This window comes from Enterobacter cloacae complex sp. IR53041 (assembly GCF_049238285.1).
Classification (GTDB): Bacteria; Pseudomonadota; Gammaproteobacteria; order Enterobacterales; family Enterobacteriaceae; genus Enterobacter; species Enterobacter roggenkampii.
Genome location: NZ_JBMKHB010000001.1, coordinates 1 through 15,133 on the forward strand (window position 1 = coordinate 1; position 15,133 = coordinate 15,133).

General features: G+C 54.7%; 15 protein-coding genes. 9 read left to right on the plus strand and 6 right to left on the minus strand.

What is annotated here, in order from left to right:
• Positions 1 to 195: 195 nt before the first annotated feature.
• The 4 genes from pspD to pspA are packed head-to-tail and all read right to left on the minus strand — an operon-like array spanning position 196 to position 1,734.
• Positions 196 to 420: a phage shock protein PspD gene (pspD, locus tag ACOTXF_RS00005; protein ID WP_023292260.1), complete on the minus strand. Its 225-nt coding sequence runs from the start codon at positions 418 to 420 to the stop codon at positions 196 to 198.
• Between the two features lie 12 nt (positions 421 to 432).
• Positions 433 to 792, minus strand: a complete 360-nt coding sequence (pspC, locus tag ACOTXF_RS00010) for an envelope stress response membrane protein PspC (RefSeq protein ID WP_008501237.1) — start codon at positions 790 to 792, stop codon at positions 433 to 435.
• Positions 792 to 1,016 carry an envelope stress response membrane protein PspB gene (gene pspB / locus ACOTXF_RS00015; protein ID WP_008501236.1) on the minus strand — a complete coding sequence of 75 codons (225 nt, stop codon included), beginning with the start codon at positions 1,014 to 1,016 and terminating at the stop codon, positions 792 to 794. The genes pspC and pspB overlap by 1 nt, the downstream gene beginning before the upstream one ends.
• Positions 1,017 to 1,065: 49 nt before the next feature.
• Entirely contained in the window at positions 1,066 to 1,734 is a 669-nt protein-coding gene (gene pspA / locus ACOTXF_RS00020; protein ID WP_008501235.1) for a phage shock protein PspA, read from the minus strand.
• A 166-nt stretch (positions 1,735 to 1,900) separates the two neighbouring features.
• Here pspA and pspF point away from each other — a divergent pair, with 166 nt between their 5' ends.
• The 7 genes from pspF to ACOTXF_RS00055 all read left to right on the plus strand — a co-directional run bounded on the left by pspF (position 1,901) and on the right by ACOTXF_RS00055 (position 9,332).
• Positions 1,901 to 2,875 carry a phage shock protein operon transcriptional activator gene (gene pspF, locus ACOTXF_RS00025; RefSeq protein ID WP_039266517.1) on the plus strand — a complete coding sequence of 325 codons (975 nt, stop codon included), beginning with the start codon at positions 1,901 to 1,903 and terminating at the stop codon, positions 2,873 to 2,875.
• A gap of 87 nt (positions 2,876 to 2,962) precedes the next feature.
• On the plus strand, positions 2,963 to 4,603 hold the full coding sequence (gene sapA, locus ACOTXF_RS00030) for an ABC transporter substrate-binding protein SapA (protein WP_232926613.1): 1,641 nt from the start codon (positions 2,963 to 2,965) through the stop codon (positions 4,601 to 4,603).
• Positions 4,600 to 5,565 (plus strand): putrescine export ABC transporter permease SapB, encoded by a 966-nt coding sequence (sapB, locus tag ACOTXF_RS00035; RefSeq protein WP_232926611.1) that lies wholly within the window; start codon positions 4,600 to 4,602, stop codon positions 5,563 to 5,565. Before sapA ends, sapB begins: the two co-directional genes overlap by 4 nt.
• Positions 5,552 to 6,442 (plus strand): putrescine export ABC transporter permease SapC, encoded by an 891-nt coding sequence (sapC, locus tag ACOTXF_RS00040; RefSeq protein WP_025913072.1) that lies wholly within the window; start codon positions 5,552 to 5,554, stop codon positions 6,440 to 6,442. The genes sapB and sapC overlap by 14 nt, the downstream gene beginning before the upstream one ends.
• Positions 6,442 to 7,434 (plus strand): putrescine export ABC transporter ATP-binding protein SapD, encoded by a 993-nt coding sequence (gene sapD / locus ACOTXF_RS00045; protein ID WP_008501228.1) that lies wholly within the window; start codon positions 6,442 to 6,444, stop codon positions 7,432 to 7,434. The genes sapC and sapD overlap by 1 nt, the downstream gene beginning before the upstream one ends.
• 1 nt (position 7,435) lies before the next feature.
• Complete coding sequence (gene sapF / locus ACOTXF_RS00050) at positions 7,436 to 8,242, plus strand: putrescine export ABC transporter ATP-binding protein SapF (protein WP_008501227.1); 807 nt, start codon at positions 7,436 to 7,438, stop codon at positions 8,240 to 8,242.
• 148 nt (positions 8,243 to 8,390) lie between these two features.
• The gene (locus ACOTXF_RS00055) at positions 8,391 to 9,332 is read left to right on the plus strand and encodes an ATP-grasp fold amidoligase family protein (protein WP_048962049.1); all 942 of its coding nucleotides are present in this window, start codon (positions 8,391 to 8,393) and stop codon (positions 9,330 to 9,332) included.
• Here the strand turns inward: ACOTXF_RS00055 and ACOTXF_RS00060 are convergent.
• A complete protein-coding gene (locus tag ACOTXF_RS00060; RefSeq protein WP_047745713.1) occupies positions 9,313 to 10,386 on the minus strand; it encodes an ATP-binding protein in 1,074 nt (357 codons plus the stop codon). The genes ACOTXF_RS00055 and ACOTXF_RS00060 overlap by 20 nt on opposite strands.
• Positions 10,383 to 11,087, minus strand: coding sequence for a response regulator (locus ACOTXF_RS00065; protein WP_008501224.1), 705 nt, complete (start codon positions 11,085 to 11,087; stop codon positions 10,383 to 10,385). The genes ACOTXF_RS00060 and ACOTXF_RS00065 overlap by 4 nt, the downstream gene beginning before the upstream one ends.
• 271 nt (positions 11,088 to 11,358) lie before the next feature.
• On the opposite strand from ACOTXF_RS00065, the gene ACOTXF_RS00070 reads away from it, so the two are divergent.
• Both ACOTXF_RS00070 and ACOTXF_RS00075 read left to right on the plus strand, forming a co-directional pair.
• Entirely contained in the window at positions 11,359 to 11,745 is a 387-nt protein-coding gene (locus ACOTXF_RS00070) for a hypothetical protein (RefSeq protein WP_047745746.1), read from the plus strand.
• A 96-nt stretch (positions 11,746 to 11,841) separates the two neighbouring features.
• The gene (locus ACOTXF_RS00075) at positions 11,842 to 14,937 is read left to right on the plus strand and encodes a multidrug efflux RND transporter permease subunit (protein WP_249577463.1); all 3,096 of its coding nucleotides are present in this window, start codon (positions 11,842 to 11,844) and stop codon (positions 14,935 to 14,937) included.
• Positions 14,938 to 15,133 lie beyond the last annotated feature (196 nt).

Genomic DNA, 15,133 nt, shown 5'->3' on the forward strand with positions numbered 1-15,133 from the left:
GCTGAACAGGAGGGACAGCTGATAGAAACAGAAGCCACTGGCGCACCTCAAAAACACCATCATACACTAAATCAGTAAGTTGGCACCATTACCCAATATTGTGAGCTGCCGCAAAGAAAGCAGGTGAAATGAGGAAGTGCGGGTCCTCATCGCCAGCCCCTCTCCTGGAAGGGAAAGGGCTGCTGCGAGCGGAAACTACTGGGATAAGTAGCGGCGTGACAGCCGTTTCGCCACCTTTTGCAACAGCGGTTCGAGCGCCACGGCCAGTACCATTCTGACCGGCTTGCGGGCAACCGATTTAATCGCCCACCCCGCTACCCCAGCCGGACCGTAACGTAACGCGGTCATCAGGACCAGCTTACCTGCGATTTTCAGGCCGGGTTTTACCTTCTGACCGGCCTGTTGCCAGTGTTGTTTCATCTCTTTTCTCTCTTAAAGCTGACGGAAACGACTTCTCAGCGTAAAGGTATCGGATGTGACATAACGTTCCATTTCCCGTAACCGCTTCTCACCTGCGGCGAGTTGCGCATCCACAGCATTGAGGAGATCGCTGCTGGTGGGAGCGCCTTCCGCCGCCAGTTCTCCTTCCGGCATCGGGTCAAGCACAAACGACAACACGATGTACGCAACCAGGGTAATAAATGCCAGACCGAAGAAGATCGACAGCACCGTCACCACGCGTACCAGCTTAACCGGGACGTCAAGATAGTGAGCCAGCCCGGCGCAGACGCCGCGCACCATGCCCTGCTGTGGAATTCGCCACAGCTTTTTGTTCAGATTCAGTCCAGACATTAACGGTCCCTCCAGTTTGGATGTTCAGCATCCAGAATGGCTTCCAGCGCCTGAATGCGTTCACGCATTTTGTTCGCCTCATCGGAGAGCTGTATCAGACGCTGTTGTTCACTCTGGGAAAGTTCGCCCCGTGAGGAACGGTTGCTGTAGTGCAGCCATAACCAAATCGGCAAAACGAACAGCACGAAAATCGTCAGGGGAATAGCCAGAAAAAGCGCGCTCATGTGTACTCCTTGTCTTACGATGCGGCACGTTCAGGTGCCGCAGGCATTATTATTGGTTGTCTTGCTTCATTTTGGCTTTCAGTGCCGCCAGCTGCTCGCTGATTTCATCATCGGCCTTGAGGTCAGCAAACTGTTGATCCAGTGACTTCTGCTTACCGATGCCGTGGCTTTCGGCTTCCGCTTCCATCTGGTCGATACGACGCTCAAACGATTCAAAACGGGCCATCGCTTCATCCAGCTTACCGCTGTCGAGCTGGCGACGCACGTCGCGGGAAGAGCTTGCCGCCTGGTGACGCAGAGTCAGCGCCTGCTGACGCGCGCGGGTTTCGCTCAGCTTGTTTTCCAGCTCGCCAATCTCTTTCTTCATGCGGGTGAGCGTGTCATCCACCAGGGTCACTTCATGCTCGAGCGTCGCGACCAACTCTGCCAGCTTCTGTTTTTCGATCAGCGCCGCACGGGCCAGATCCTCTTTGTCTTTGCGCAGCGCGAGTTCTGCTTTTTCCTGCCATTCGTTCAGTTGAACGGTGGCCTGTTCAATACGACGCGTAAGCTGTTTTTTCTCAGCCAGCGCGCGGGCGGAGGTAGAGCGGACTTCAACCAGCGTGTCTTCCATCTCCTGAATCATCAGACGCACCAGCTTCTGCGGATCTTCCGCTTTCTCCAGCAGTGAGTTGATGTTGGCGTTCACGATGTCGGCAAAACGAGAAAAAATACCCATAATTGACTCCTCATAGTTCTGTTATCGGGCGATGCCCTGCTGTACAAATAATACAAATCTCATGCCAACTTTTTATCTTATTGATTTAACAGGCCATGGTTGATTTTCATGCAGTGAAGAACTATTCTTACCTGGTGAATATCGCTAAGGAGTGGTTAATTTCATCATGCCCGGATACAAAGACAATTTACTCGGCGAAGCAAACAGCTTTCTGGAAGTGCTGGAACAGGTGTCTCGCCTGGCGCCGCTCAATAAACCGGTGCTGATTATCGGCGAGCGGGGTACGGGTAAGGAACTCATCGCCAACCGTCTGCACTACTTATCCGGGCGCTGGGACGGCCCCTTCATTTCCCTTAACTGCGCGGCGCTGAATGAAAACCTGCTCGACACCGAGCTCTTCGGCCATGAAGCGGGTGCGTTTACCGGTGCCCAGAAGCGCCATCCCGGACGCTTTGAGCGCGCCGACGGCGGTACGCTGTTTCTTGATGAGCTGGCCACCGCGCCCATGCTGGTGCAGGAGAAACTGCTGCGCGTGATTGAATACGGCGAACTGGAGCGCGTCGGCGGTAGTCAGCCGCTGCAAGTCAACGTGCGCCTGGTGTGCGCCACTAACGCCAACCTGCCGGAGAGGGTGGCAGAGGAAACATTCCGTGCCGACCTGCTTGACCGCCTGGCCTTTGACGTCGTGCAGCTTCCTCCGCTGCGCGAGCGAAGAAGCGACATTATGCTGCTAGCAGACCAGTTTGCGATTCAGATGTGCCGCGAGCTTGGACTGCCGCTGTTCCCCGGCTTCAGCGATTATGCACGGGAGACGCTGCTCGCGTACCACTGGCCGGGCAATATCCGCGAGTTGAAAAACGTCGTGGAGCGTTCCGTCTATCGCCACGGCAGCAGCGAGACGGAGCTGGACAACATTATTATCGATCCTTTTCAGCGCAGCGCGCCGCCGTCCGCACCAACGTCTCGAGGCGACGCCCCTGCTCTTCCCCTTGATCTGCGCCAGTTCCAGCACGACCAGGAGAAACAGCTGCTGGAGCAAAGCCTGAAGATGGCGAAATACAACCAGAAACGGGCGGCTGAACTGCTGGGTCTGACCTACCATCAGTTAAGGGCATTGCTTAAAAAACATCAAATGCGCTAACAATATCAGCACTTACCATAGACATTTTTACGAAGCAGGCGTAAGTGCGATACACTTTGCAGATCGAACCTAAAAACCTTAAAAATTATGCGTCTGGTTTTATCGTCCTTTTTTGCACTTGGTCTGTTTAGCAGCCAGGCCTTTGCCGCGCCCGGGCAAACGCCGCAGCCTGACATTCGTGACAGCGGCTTCGTCTATTGCGTAAGCGGCCAGGTGGATACCTTCAACCCGCAAAAAGCGGGCAGCGGCCTGATTGTGGATACCCTTGCCGCGCAGCTTTACGATCGTCTGCTTGATGTAGACCCGTACACTTACCGTCTCGTGCCCGAGCTTGCGGAAAGCTGGGAAGTGCTGGATAACGGCGCAACCTACCGTTTTCACCTGCGCGATGATGTTGCGTTTCAGCGTACGCCGTGGTTTACCCCCTCGCGCAAGCTGAATGCGGATGACGTGGTCTTCACCTTCCAGCGCATCTTTAACCGCAACCACCCGTGGCATAACGTTAACGGCAGCAATTTCCCCTATTTCGACAGCCTGCAGTTTGCCGACACCGTGAAAAGCGTGCGCAAGCTGGACAACCGCACGGTTGAATTCACGCTGACGCGCCCGGATGCCTCATTCCTGTGGCATCTGGCAACCCACTATGCGTCCGTCATGTCGGCCGAATACGCGGCGAAGCTGACGAAAAAAGATCGTCAGGAACTGCTCGATCGTCAGCCGGTCGGCACCGGTCCGTTCCAGCTGGCCGAATACCGCGCCGGGCAATATATTCGTCTGCAGCGCCACGAGCATTTCTGGCGGGGTACGCCGCTGATGCCGCAGGTGGTGGTCGATCTGGGTTCTGGCGGGACGGGACGTCTGTCAAAACTGCTCACCGGGGAATGCGACGTGCTTGCCTGGCCCGCGGCCAGCCAGCTCACGATTTTGCGCGACGATCCGCGCCTGCGTCTGACGCTACGCCCGGGGATGAACATCGCGTATCTGGCCTTTAACACCGATAAGCCGCCGTTGAATAACCCTGCCGTTCGACACGCTCTGGCGCTGGCCATTAACAACCAGCGTCTGATGCAGTCGATCTATTACGGCACGGCGGAAACCGCCGCCTCAATTTTACCGCGCGCCTCGTGGGCCTACGACGGTGAGGCTAAAATTACGGAATACAATCCGGCAAAAGCGCGTGAACAGCTGAAAGCGCTGGGGGCAGAAAACCTCACGCTGCAGCTTTGGGTGCCCACCAGCTCCCAGGCGTGGAACCCCAGCCCGCTCAAGACCGCCGAACTGCTGCAGGCGGATATGGCGCAGGTAGGCGTTAAAGTGATCATCGCACCGGTAGAGGGCCGTTTCCAGGAGGCGCGCCTGATGGATATGAATCATGATTTAACCCTCACCGGTTGGGCCACCGACAGCAACGACCCGGACAGCTTCTTCCGGCCGCTGCTGAGCTGTGCGGCGATAAACTCGCAGACCAACTACGCCCACTGGTGTAACCGGGAGTTTGACGCCGTGCTGCAAAAAGCGCTGGCTTCCCAACAGCTGGCCTCGCGCATCGACGCCTATGATGAAGCGCAGAAGATCCTTGCCCAGGAACTCCCGGTGCTGCCGCTGGCCTCTTCCCTGCGCCTTCAGGCGTATCGCTATGATATTAAAGGCCTGGTGCTGAGCCCGTTTGGCAACGCCTCGTTCGCCGGCGTGTCGCGTGAAAAAGAACAAGAGGTGAAAAAACCATGATTATTTTTACCTTGCGTCGGCTCCTGTTGCTGCTGGTGACGCTCTTTTTCCTGAACTTTGTCGGGTTTAGCCTGAGCTATTTCACGCCCCACGCCCCGCTCCAGGGATCGTCGCTGTGGGATGCCTGGCTCTTCTGGTTTAACGGGCTGCTGCACTGGGATTTCGGCGTATCCAGCATTAACGGGCAGCTGATTTCCGAGCAGTTGAAAGAGGTTTTCCCGGCCACGATGGAGCTGTGCATTCTGGCCTTCGGGTTTGCCCTGATGGTCGGGATCCCCGTGGGCATGCTGGCCGGGATATATCGCAACAAATGGCAGGATAAGTTTATCAGCGCCCTCGCCCTGCTTGGCTTCTCCATCCCGGTCTTCTGGCTGGCACTGCTGCTGACGCTTTTCTTCTCGCTGACAATGGGCTGGCTCCCGGTTTCTGGCCGTTTTGACCTGCTCTATACGGTTAAATCGGTGACGGGCTTTGCCATTATCGACGCGTGGCTGTCCGATTCCGTGTGGCGGCATGAGATGATCGTCAGCGCCCTGCGCCATATGGTGCTGCCGGTACTGACGCTGGCGGTTGCGCCAACAACCGAAGTGATCCGCCTGATGCGCCTGAGCACCATTGAGGTGTTTGACCAGAACTATGTCAAAGCCGCCGCCACGCGCGGACTGTCGCGCCTGACTATCCTGCGCCTCAACGTCCTGCACAACGCCCTTCCGCCGGTTATTCCGCGTCTGGGATTACAGTTCTCCACCATGCTCACGCTGGCCATGATCACCGAGATGGTCTTTAGCTGGCCTGGCCTCGGGCGGTGGCTGATTAACGCTATCCGCCAGCAGGACTACGCCGCGATTTCCGCAGGGGTGATGGTGATTGGTTCGCTGGTGATTATTGTTAACGTGTTGTCCGATATTCTGGGTGCCATGGCCAACCCATTGAAGCATAAGGAATGGTATGCCCTACGATAACGTATACAGTGAAAAGCGCACGCCCGGTGTGCTGCGTACCGTGTGGCGTAAATTCTATGGTGATACCACGGCAATGATCGGCCTTTATGGCTGCGCCGGTCTGGTGTTGCTCTGTGTCTTTGGCTCCTGGTTTGCGCCGTACGGCATTGACCAGCAGTTCCTTGGCTATCAGCTGCTGCCGCCGTCCTGGTCGCGCTACGGAGAGGTCTCTTTCTTCCTGGGAACGGACGACCTCGGACGTGACGTGTTAAGCCGCCTGCTGAGCGGTGCGGCCCCGACGGTGGGCGGCGCGTTTGTGGTGACGCTCGCGGCCACGATCTGCGGGCTGGCGCTGGGTATTTTTGCGGGATCCACGCATGGCCTGCGCTCGGCGGTGCTTAACCACATTCTGGATACGCTGCTGTCGATTCCGTCACTGCTGCTGGCGATCGTTGTGGTTGCCTTTGCCGGTCCGCACCTGTCGCATGCCATGTTCGCCGTCTGGCTGGCTATCCTGCCCCGCATCGTGCGCTCGGTTTACAGCATGGTGCATGACGAGCTGGAAAAAGAGTATGTCGTCGCTGCGCGTCTGGACGGCGCGACCACCTTCAATATTCTGTGGTTTGCCGTGTTGCCTAACATCGCGTCCGGGCTGGTCACCGAGATCACCCGCGCCCTGTCGATGGCGATTCTGGACATCGCGGCGCTCGGCTTCCTCGACCTCGGCGCGCAGCTGCCGTCGCCTGAATGGGGCGCGATGCTCGGTGACGCGCTGGAGTTAATTTACGTGGCGCCGTGGACGGTTATGCTGCCGGGTGCGGCCATCATGGTGAGCGTGCTGCTGATCAACCTGCTGGGCGACGGTATTCGCCGTGCAATTAACGCGGGGGTGCAATAATGCCGCTTCTTGATATTCGCAACCTCACCATTGAATTCAAAACCGGTGAAGGCTGGGTTAAAGCCGTCGATCGCATTAGTATCACCCTCGCGGAGGGTGAAATTCGCGGGCTGGTGGGGGAATCCGGCTCAGGCAAAAGCCTGATCGCCAAAGCCATCTGCGGCGTGGCGAAAGATAACTGGCGCGTCACCGCAGACCGTATGCGGTTTGATGATATCGACCTGCTGCGCCTCTCTCCCCGCGAGCGGCGTAAGCTGGTCGGGCACAACGTCTCCATGATTTTCCAGGAGCCGCAGTCCTGTCTCGACCCGTCCGAGCGCGTGGGCAAACAGCTGATGCAGAATATCCCCGGCTGGACCTATAAAGGCCGCTGGTGGCAGCGCGTGGGCTGGCGCAAGCGTCGCGCCATTGAGCTTTTACACCGCGTCGGGATTAAAGATCACAAAGATGCGATGCGCAGCTTCCCGTACGAGCTGACCGACGGTGAATGTCAGAAAGTGATGATTGCCATCGCGCTGGCCAATCAGCCGCGTTTGCTGATTGCGGATGAACCGACGAACGCGATGGAGCCCACCACGCAGGCGCAAATTTTCCGCCTGCTGTCGCGTCTTAACCAGAACAACAACACCACCATTTTGCTGATCAGCCATGACCTGCAAATGCTCAGCAAATGGGCGGATAAAATTGATGTGATGTACTGCGGACAAACGGTCGAAACCGCGCCGAGTGAAGACCTGATCACCGCGCCGCACCACCCGTATACGCAGGCGCTAATCCGCGCTATTCCCGATTTTGGCAGCGCCATGCCGCATAAGAGCCGCCTGAATACCCTGCCCGGGGCGATTCCGCTGCTGGAATCGTTGCCGATAGGCTGTCGTCTGGGGCCGCGTTGCCCGTATGCGCAGCGTAAATGTATCGAGACGCCACGCCTGACCGGGGCCAAAAATCATCTTTACGCCTGTCATTTCCCGCTGAACATGGAGAGAGAGTGAAATGGTCGAAACCTTGCTGGAAGTCCGCAACCTGAGTAAGACCTTTCGCTACCGCACGGGGCTGTTTCATCGTCAAACTGTCGACGCGGTAAAACCGCTCAGCTTTACCCTGCGTGAAAAACAGACCCTGGCAATCATCGGCGAGAACGGTTCCGGGAAATCCACCCTGGCGAAAATGCTCGCCGGTATGGTTGAACCGACTGCAGGCGAAGTATTGATTGACGATCACCCTCTGACGTTCGGGGATTACTCTTTCCGCAGCCAGCGCATCCGCATGATCTTCCAGGATCCGTCGACCTCGCTCAACCCACGCCAGCGCATTTCGCAGATCCTTGATTTTCCGCTGCGTCTGAACACCGACCTGGAGCCCGAGGCGCGCCGTAAGCGTATCTTCGAAACACTGCGCATGGTTGGCCTATTACCGGACCACGAAAGCTACTACCCGCACATGCTGGCTCCCGGCCAGAAACAGCGTCTGGGTCTGGCGCGTGCGTTGATTTTGCGCCCGAAAGTGATCATTGCTGACGAAGCGCTTGCCTCGCTGGATATGTCGATGCGTTCACAGCTGATTAACCTGATGCTGGAGCTGCAGGAAAAACAGGGCATCTCGTATATCTACGTCACCCAGCATCTGGGGATGATGAAGCACATCAGCGATCAGGTGATGGTTATGCACCAGGGTGAAGTGGTTGAACGCGGCAGCACGGCGGATGTGATGGCCTCCCCGCTTCACGAGCTGACAAAACGGCTGATAGCCGGGCATTTCGGTGAAGCATTGACGGCCGATGCGTGGCGCAAAGATCGGTAAACAAACGTTGCACCGCTTAATAAGGATTAAATAGCCTTAATACGCTGTTTAATCCTTAACTTTTTCATCTCCATAGCTGCTCCATATTCTCAGCAAAATACATCAACAGTTCTTCTCCAGAATATCCGGACATTATGGAGGAGAAGAAATGAACAACGCCACTTACGTTCTCAAATATACCGAGTACCTCATCAGAAAATGTCGTTCATTTTTAATGGCGGACCTGTATTTTCATACTGTGAGGCTCAAGAAAACATCGGGGAAGCACCCTGACATTAATTCACCCACGACGTTGAGTGAAAAAATATGTCATCGTCTGGTTTATGACCACAATAACGTCTATACCCTGCTTGCCGATAAACTCGCCGTTCGGGAATACGTAATCTCCAGAACAACGCGTACGAAAACGGTGCCATTACTTGGCGTGTACAGCAAGGTGTCCCAGATTGATTTTTCGACGCTCCCTGAAAAATTTGTCCTTAAGTGCAACCATGACAGTGGCAGCACAATAATATGTACGAACAAAGCGCAATTTAACGTCAGGGAGGCGTGTAAAAAACTCAGTCTCGCGTTAAAGAAAAATATGTACTACACCACGCGCGAATGGCAGTACAAAAACATTACGCCAAAAATACTTTGCGAACCGTATGTCGATCTCTTCGATGATGCAGACAGGAACACAGCGCCCGAAATGCTGAGGATCCATTGCTTTCATGGCGTTGCCCACTATGTTGAAGCGGATTTTACGGATGACAGCGGCAAAGGTTTCATCAACGTTTACGACAGGTACTGGAACTTACAACCCTTTCAGATGGAATATCCGAATACACCGTTGGCGCCAGGCGAACCGGCCTTGTTCCGACAAGCGTTGCTGGCATCCCAGGAGCTGGCGGATGGCATTGACTACTGCCGCGTTGACCTCATGCTAAAAAAAGATGAAATCTATTTCAGTGAAATAACCTTAAGCCCGAGACGCGGTAAACTGTCGATTACCCCGCAGGAATGGGATGCTAAGCTAGGAAAAATATGGCATTTACCGCCGGCAGGCACATTTGACCTGCCGCTGACGCTCACGAGTCGGGCCAGGTGAGTTTAAATATCGAGTGGTTTTGCGTTGATAAGGTATAGGTAACATCGCCACCATGCGCCAGCATGATGGCTTTTACCACCGACAAGCCCAAACCACAGCCTTCCGGGTTCAACTGTCTGGCGCCGTTATCGCGCTGAAAGGGCTGAAAGGGCTGAAACAGGAAGTCATGAAACTCCCTGGGGATACCCGGTCCCCCATCCTGAATCAGGATAAAATTGCCTTTATCCGAAACACCATTTTTAACCGTGAGCTTGCGCGAAGTTGAATAGTGTAAGGCATTGTCAAATAAAACGGTCAGACACTGATTGATGCGTAAGGGATCGAATACGCACTGCTGCTCCCTCAGTTCAGTATGGACGGTAAATGCCTTACGGTTGAACTCGGGCATGAAGGTATCGAGCGCGTCCTGTAGTGTCCCTTTCAGATCCGTTCTGGCCTGGTATAACGTGTATCCTGCCCCGCCATCCGAACTGATAACCCGGAGATCTTCAATCAGACGGGTTAATCCTTCCGTCTGTTTGAGGAGGTTAGTAAACAGCACCGGGTCCGGGGTAAACACCCCGTCAACCAGCCCCTGAAGCCTTCCGCGTAAAATGGTGACCGGGGTCCTGAGTTCATGCGCAATCGCAGCATTCCAGGATTTCCGCTGGATATCCAGCGTTTGCAGCTTTTCTGCCATTTCATTGAAATCCGTAACCAGGTGATTGATCTCTCCCAGCCGGGAACTGGCACAGAATGCCCTGGCGTCCAGATCGCCCTGAGAAATTTTTTTCAGGCTGGACGCGACCGCGTTTAGCGGGGTGAGTATTCGCGATGAAAGTTTGACCGTAAAGAATACGGCAATGATCAGGCTGATCGTTGTCGCGGTCCCAATCCATACCCAGTCCCACATCGTCATCTGCTCGTCATCGCCCGCAGCAGGGCCGCCGGGAAGATGATCCAGAATAAAGGAGTAAAAAAACCAGGAGCCCAGTATGGCGATGGCAATTATCGTAAACGTCAACAATAGCATATACGATAAGATCTGACGACTCAGGACAGACTCTTTATTCATTTCTTTTCCCCAAGCCGGTAACCCATGCCCCTGATGCTCTCGGGAACGCCATAAAGACCGGCCAGCTCCAGTTTTTTTCGCAGCTTGCTCATATGGCTGTCGACGGTTCTGTCGAGCGTATCGCCTTCCGGCAAACACGCGTTGAGCAACTCTTCACGGGAACAGACCTTGCGCGGATACCGCACCAGGTAAGAAAGCAACTTAAATTCGGTCGTCGTTAAGACCGGGGAGATAACCTCGGGCCCCGCAGTAACCTCCACGTAGAAATCATCCGGATAGACCGTAATGAATGGCGTTCTGAGCGGCAGGGCCCCCGCCTGCTGAAGCGCAGGCTTTGTTCTACGCAGCACCGCCTCAACCCGTGCGACAACTTCCGAAGGGTTGAAGGGTTTGATGACGTAATCATCCGCGCCGAGCCTCAGACCCATAAGTTTATCGACGTCCTGATCGAGAGCGGAAACCATAATGACGGGGACAGCGCTTTCATGGCGAAGCGTGGTAAGCACGCTCCAGCCGTCACACACGGGCAGGTGAATGTCCAGCAAGATGAGATCCGGTTTATGGAGGCGATTGAGCGTTATCGCCTGCTCGCCCTGCCTGGCCCTGAGCGTTTTCATTCCCGAACGCTCTAAGTAGCTCATCAGTATATCGGCGATTTCGTCTTCATCTTCAACAACAAGGATAAGCGTATTTTTGTTCATATTATCTCCGCGGGTGAAATCCCTTTAAGCACGCTATCAGATATCTTGAGCACAATAAGACACAGCCTCCGGGAAAAAGTGCCGTAGTCACGAAAATTTCCCGGTTGATTTAAATGCCCGGTTATTTCTCCACACAGCCTACACATTCAGTCAATAAAGACTCGACAATGTCCGTTCAAAATCGCAAATGAGGCATAACGCGTTGTGCATTGCGCGCTGCAAATTACCACTGTTTCTTAAAGATTTTATGAAGTTGGCTGAAATAATGAACATGGAATTTTCTAAATATTTTTCCCCTAAAAAACTGGGCATATATTCTCTGTTTCTGCTGCTGTCGTGGGGATTACTTTATACCTGGCTGGTGCTGGTACACAGAATGGATGAGAAAGTCGCCTCGACGCTGCTCTCTTCACCCCTTATCTATGGCTGCATCGCATTGTCAGTGGTTTCTCTGGTCATACAAAATAAAGCCGGCGCGTTCATTGAGCTACTTATCATCGCCTTCTGGCTGATGGTGATTTTTGTTTATCTCATTATTACGTTCACCGTGCTGTTAAACGCGATGCCCGATATTGAGGATCTGATCTTTTACTATGAATGTTATTTGATCATTTTTTTTGGTGGAGCACCGCTGTACCTCATTCTGAGAATGATCTGAGCCCTTGCTCCACACATCCTCCATAAACCGCCCACTTCCGCTAAACAGGTGCGTGGTAGAGTCTCTGCCTCACTCTTTTGCATAAAAAATAACCCAATGCCTCATTTTTTTATCGAACGTCCCATTTTCGCCTGGGTTGTGGCGCTGTTTATCGTCCTGACGGGTCTCCTGTCTATTCCTCGTTTGCCGGTTGCGCAGTATCCGGCGGTGGCTCCGCCGGGCATCATTATTTCCGTTAGTTACCCGGGGGCCAGCCCCGATATCATGAATACGTCGGTGGTATCGTTAATCGAGCGCGAAATCTCTGGCGTAGATAATTTGCTCTACTTCGAATCATCCAGCGACACAACCGGTTCGGCATCGATTACCGTCACGTTTAAACCCGGCACGGACATCAAGCTGGCGCAGATGGATCTGCAGAACCAGATTAAGATCGTCGAGCCTCGTCTTCCTCAGGCGGTAAGACAAAACGGCATTAACGTCGAGGCCGCTAATTCTGGATTTTTAATGATGGTGGGGCTGAAGTCCACCAGCGGTCAATTCGAGGAAGCCGACTTAAGCGACTATTTTGCCCGAAACGTCAGTGACGAGCTTCGTCGCGTGCCCGGCGTAGGGAAAGTTCAGCTGTTTGGCGGCGAAAAAGCGCTGCGTATCTGGCTGGATCCGATGAAGCTCCACAGCTACGGCCTCTCGGTGAGCGATGTACTTACTGCTGTTGGCCAGCAAAATGCCCTGGTTTCGCCCGGCAAAACGGGAGATGAACCAGCATCTGCGGGACAAGGCGTAACGTATCCCATCACCGTGAAGGGGCAACTCACTTTGGTAGAGGCGTTCAGAAACATTACCCTGAAATCAGATGCATCGGGCGCGAGGCTGAAACTGTCCGACGTCGCGCGCGTTGAGTCCGGCCTGCAAAGTTACGCTTTCGGTATCCGCGAAAATGGTGTGCCCGCAACGGCGGCGGCAATCCAGCTGTCGCCGGGTGCCAACGCAATGAGTACAGCTTCAGGCGTACGCGCGCGCATCGACGAGCTTTCCCTGGTGTTACCGGAAGGAATGGCGTTTACGGTTCCCTTCGATACCGCGCCGTTTGTGAAACTTTCTATCATGAAGGTGGTTCAGACATTTGTCGAAGCGATGGTCCTGGTCTTCCTGGTGATGCTTCTGTTTCTGCACAAGATACGCTGTACGCTTATCCCGGCGATTGTTGCTCCCGTCGCACTTCTTGGCACCTTCACGGTGATGTTATTGAGCGGATACTCCATCAATATTCTGACGATGTTCGGCATGGTGCTGGCGATAGGGATTATCGTTGATGATGCCATTGTGGTTGTGGAGAACGTCGAACGACTGATGGCGGAAAAAAGCCTCTCCCCACGGGACGCTACCCGGCAGGCCATGCAGGAGATCGCCCCGGCGATTATCGGGATCACGCTGGTGCTGACTGCCGTCTTTATCCCCATGGGGTTTGCTGAGGGTTCGGTCGGGATTATCTATCGACAATTTTGTATTTCTATGGCGGTCTCCATACTGCTGTCCGCGTTTCTAGCCCTGACGCTAACGCCTGCCCTGTGCGCAACGTTACTCAAGCCGCACAAGGCAGGAAAGAGCGGAAGTGGAAGGTTCGCGGCCAGGTTTAACGCGCGCTTCCGTTTGCTCACCGTCTGTTACGAAGCCGGGCTGGGTGCCGTTCTGAAGCGAACCGGGCGTATGCTGCTCCTGTACGTTGCGCTTTGCACGGCGCTGTTTGTTGGATTGTCTTCGCTACCGTCGTCCTTTCTGCCGGATGAAGATCAGGGCTACTTTATGTCCTCTATCCAGCTGCCTTCTGATGCCACGATGCAGCGCACCCTCGACGTGGTCAAAAAATTTGAAGCGGAAATTGCGGTCCGGCCGGACATTGAAAGCAAAATTATGATCCTGGGGTTTGGCTTTTCAGGTTCAGGACCGAATTCGGCTATGGCCTTCACCACGCTGAAGGACTGGAAAAATCGGCAGGGCTCGACGGCTCAGGATGAAGCCGACCACATACAGGCCAGCATGACGAACGTCACTGATGCCGTCACAATGAGCCTGCTCCCGCCGGCCATTTCGGATATGGGTACCTCCTCGGGCTTCACCTGGTACGTTCAGGACAGAGCGGGAGCGGGCTATGAGGCTCTAAAGAGGGCCGCCGACGCGCTGGTTCAGCAGGCTAATCAACGCCCTGAACTCAGCGATGTCTATATAGACGGTCTGCCGGAAGGAACCAGCCTTGCGCTCCAGGTTGACCGGGAAAAGGCGGAAGCGATGGGCGTCTCATTCGATGATATCAACCAGACGCTCTCCGTCACCCTGGGCTCAAATTACGTCAACGACTATACGAACAACGGCCGCGTTCAACAGGTGATTATGCAGGCCGATGCCCCTTACCGAATGCAGCCTGAGCAGATACTGAAACTATCAGTGAAAAACCGGATGGGTGAGATGGTGCCGGTATCAACGTTTGCGACGATCTCCTGGAACGTTGCGCCGCAGCAGTTGACGCGCTACCAGGGTTATTCTGCTATACGGATAACCGGAAATGCGGCGTCAGGCGTATCCAGCGGCACCGCAATGAAGGCCATGGAGGGCTTGTCCAGGAGCCTGCCTCAGGGCATGGCGGGTGAGTGGGCCGGGAGTTCGTTGCAGGAGAAAAAATCGGAATCGCAGCTTCCGGGCCTGATCGCCCTGTCGATACTGGTCGTGTTTATGGTGCTCGCCGCCCTGTATGAGAGCTGGTCTATTCCTTTTGCGGTCATGCTGGTTGTTCCACTGGGCCTTATCGGCGCGGTGATAGCGGTGTTTGTTACCGGTATGACCAATGACGTGTTCTTTAAGGTCGGTCTGATTACGCTCATCGGCCTGTCGGCCAAGAACGCCATTCTGATTGTGGAGTTTGCCAGGCAGCTGCATCGCGAAGGGCAACCCCTACTGGCGGCGACCATTCATGCCGCCAGTCAGCGTCTGCGCCCCATTCTGATGACATCGTTAGCCTTTACCTTAGGAGTTGTTCCTCTGATGCTGGCCACCGGTGCAAGCGACAGTACGCAGCATGCCATCGGTACCGGCGTATTTGGCGGCATGATTAGCGGTACGCTTCTCGCGATCTTCTTCGTACCGGTTTTCTTTATCGTTATTGCGCGCTTCATCGGCAACATCAGTAAAGCGTGAACACCCTTGCAGGATCGCGCCTCCTCGCTGGTTGGATGAGGCGAAGCTGTTGCCGGGTGATATACTGGACGAATGCTGAAATTTCGCGCCCCCGCGAGTCCGCGGCGCATTCTTCGGGGCATGCGACTTCAGAGAAGTGCGAGAAATATCGTGACACAAAGGGCCGTGAGTGGGCTATAATTTCGAGCTAATTTCG

What these genes read in the sequence shown, in the direction of transcription:
- pspD (WP_023292260.1), bottom strand. Translation starts at nt 420, where the DNA reads ATGAAACAACACTGGCAACAGGCCGGTCAGAAGGTAAAACCCGGCCTG.
- pspC (WP_008501237.1), bottom strand. Translation starts at nt 792, where the DNA reads ATGTCTGGACTGAATCTGAACAAAAAGCTGTGGCGAATTCCACAGCAG.
- pspB (WP_008501236.1), bottom strand. Translation starts at nt 1,016, where the DNA reads ATGAGCGCGCTTTTTCTGGCTATTCCCCTGACGATTTTCGTGCTGTTC.
- pspA (WP_008501235.1), bottom strand. Translation starts at nt 1,734, where the DNA reads ATGGGTATTTTTTCTCGTTTTGCCGACATCGTGAACGCCAACATCAAC.
- pspF (WP_039266517.1), top strand. Translation starts at nt 1,901, where the DNA reads ATGCCCGGATACAAAGACAATTTACTCGGCGAAGCAAACAGCTTTCTG.
- sapA (WP_232926613.1), top strand. Translation starts at nt 2,963, where the DNA reads ATGCGTCTGGTTTTATCGTCCTTTTTTGCACTTGGTCTGTTTAGCAGC.
- sapB (WP_232926611.1), top strand. Translation starts at nt 4,600, where the DNA reads ATGATTATTTTTACCTTGCGTCGGCTCCTGTTGCTGCTGGTGACGCTC.
- sapC (WP_025913072.1), top strand. Translation starts at nt 5,552, where the DNA reads ATGCCCTACGATAACGTATACAGTGAAAAGCGCACGCCCGGTGTGCTG.
- sapD (WP_008501228.1), top strand. Translation starts at nt 6,442, where the DNA reads ATGCCGCTTCTTGATATTCGCAACCTCACCATTGAATTCAAAACCGGT.
- sapF (WP_008501227.1), top strand. Translation starts at nt 7,436, where the DNA reads ATGGTCGAAACCTTGCTGGAAGTCCGCAACCTGAGTAAGACCTTTCGC.
- ACOTXF_RS00055 (WP_048962049.1), top strand. Translation starts at nt 8,391, where the DNA reads ATGAACAACGCCACTTACGTTCTCAAATATACCGAGTACCTCATCAGA.
- ACOTXF_RS00060 (WP_047745713.1), bottom strand. Translation starts at nt 10,386, where the DNA reads ATGAATAAAGAGTCTGTCCTGAGTCGTCAGATCTTATCGTATATGCTA.
- ACOTXF_RS00065 (WP_008501224.1), bottom strand. Translation starts at nt 11,087, where the DNA reads ATGAACAAAAATACGCTTATCCTTGTTGTTGAAGATGAAGACGAAATC.
- ACOTXF_RS00070 (WP_047745746.1), top strand. Translation starts at nt 11,359, where the DNA reads ATGGAATTTTCTAAATATTTTTCCCCTAAAAAACTGGGCATATATTCT.
- ACOTXF_RS00075 (WP_249577463.1), top strand. Translation starts at nt 11,842, where the DNA reads ATGCCTCATTTTTTTATCGAACGTCCCATTTTCGCCTGGGTTGTGGCG.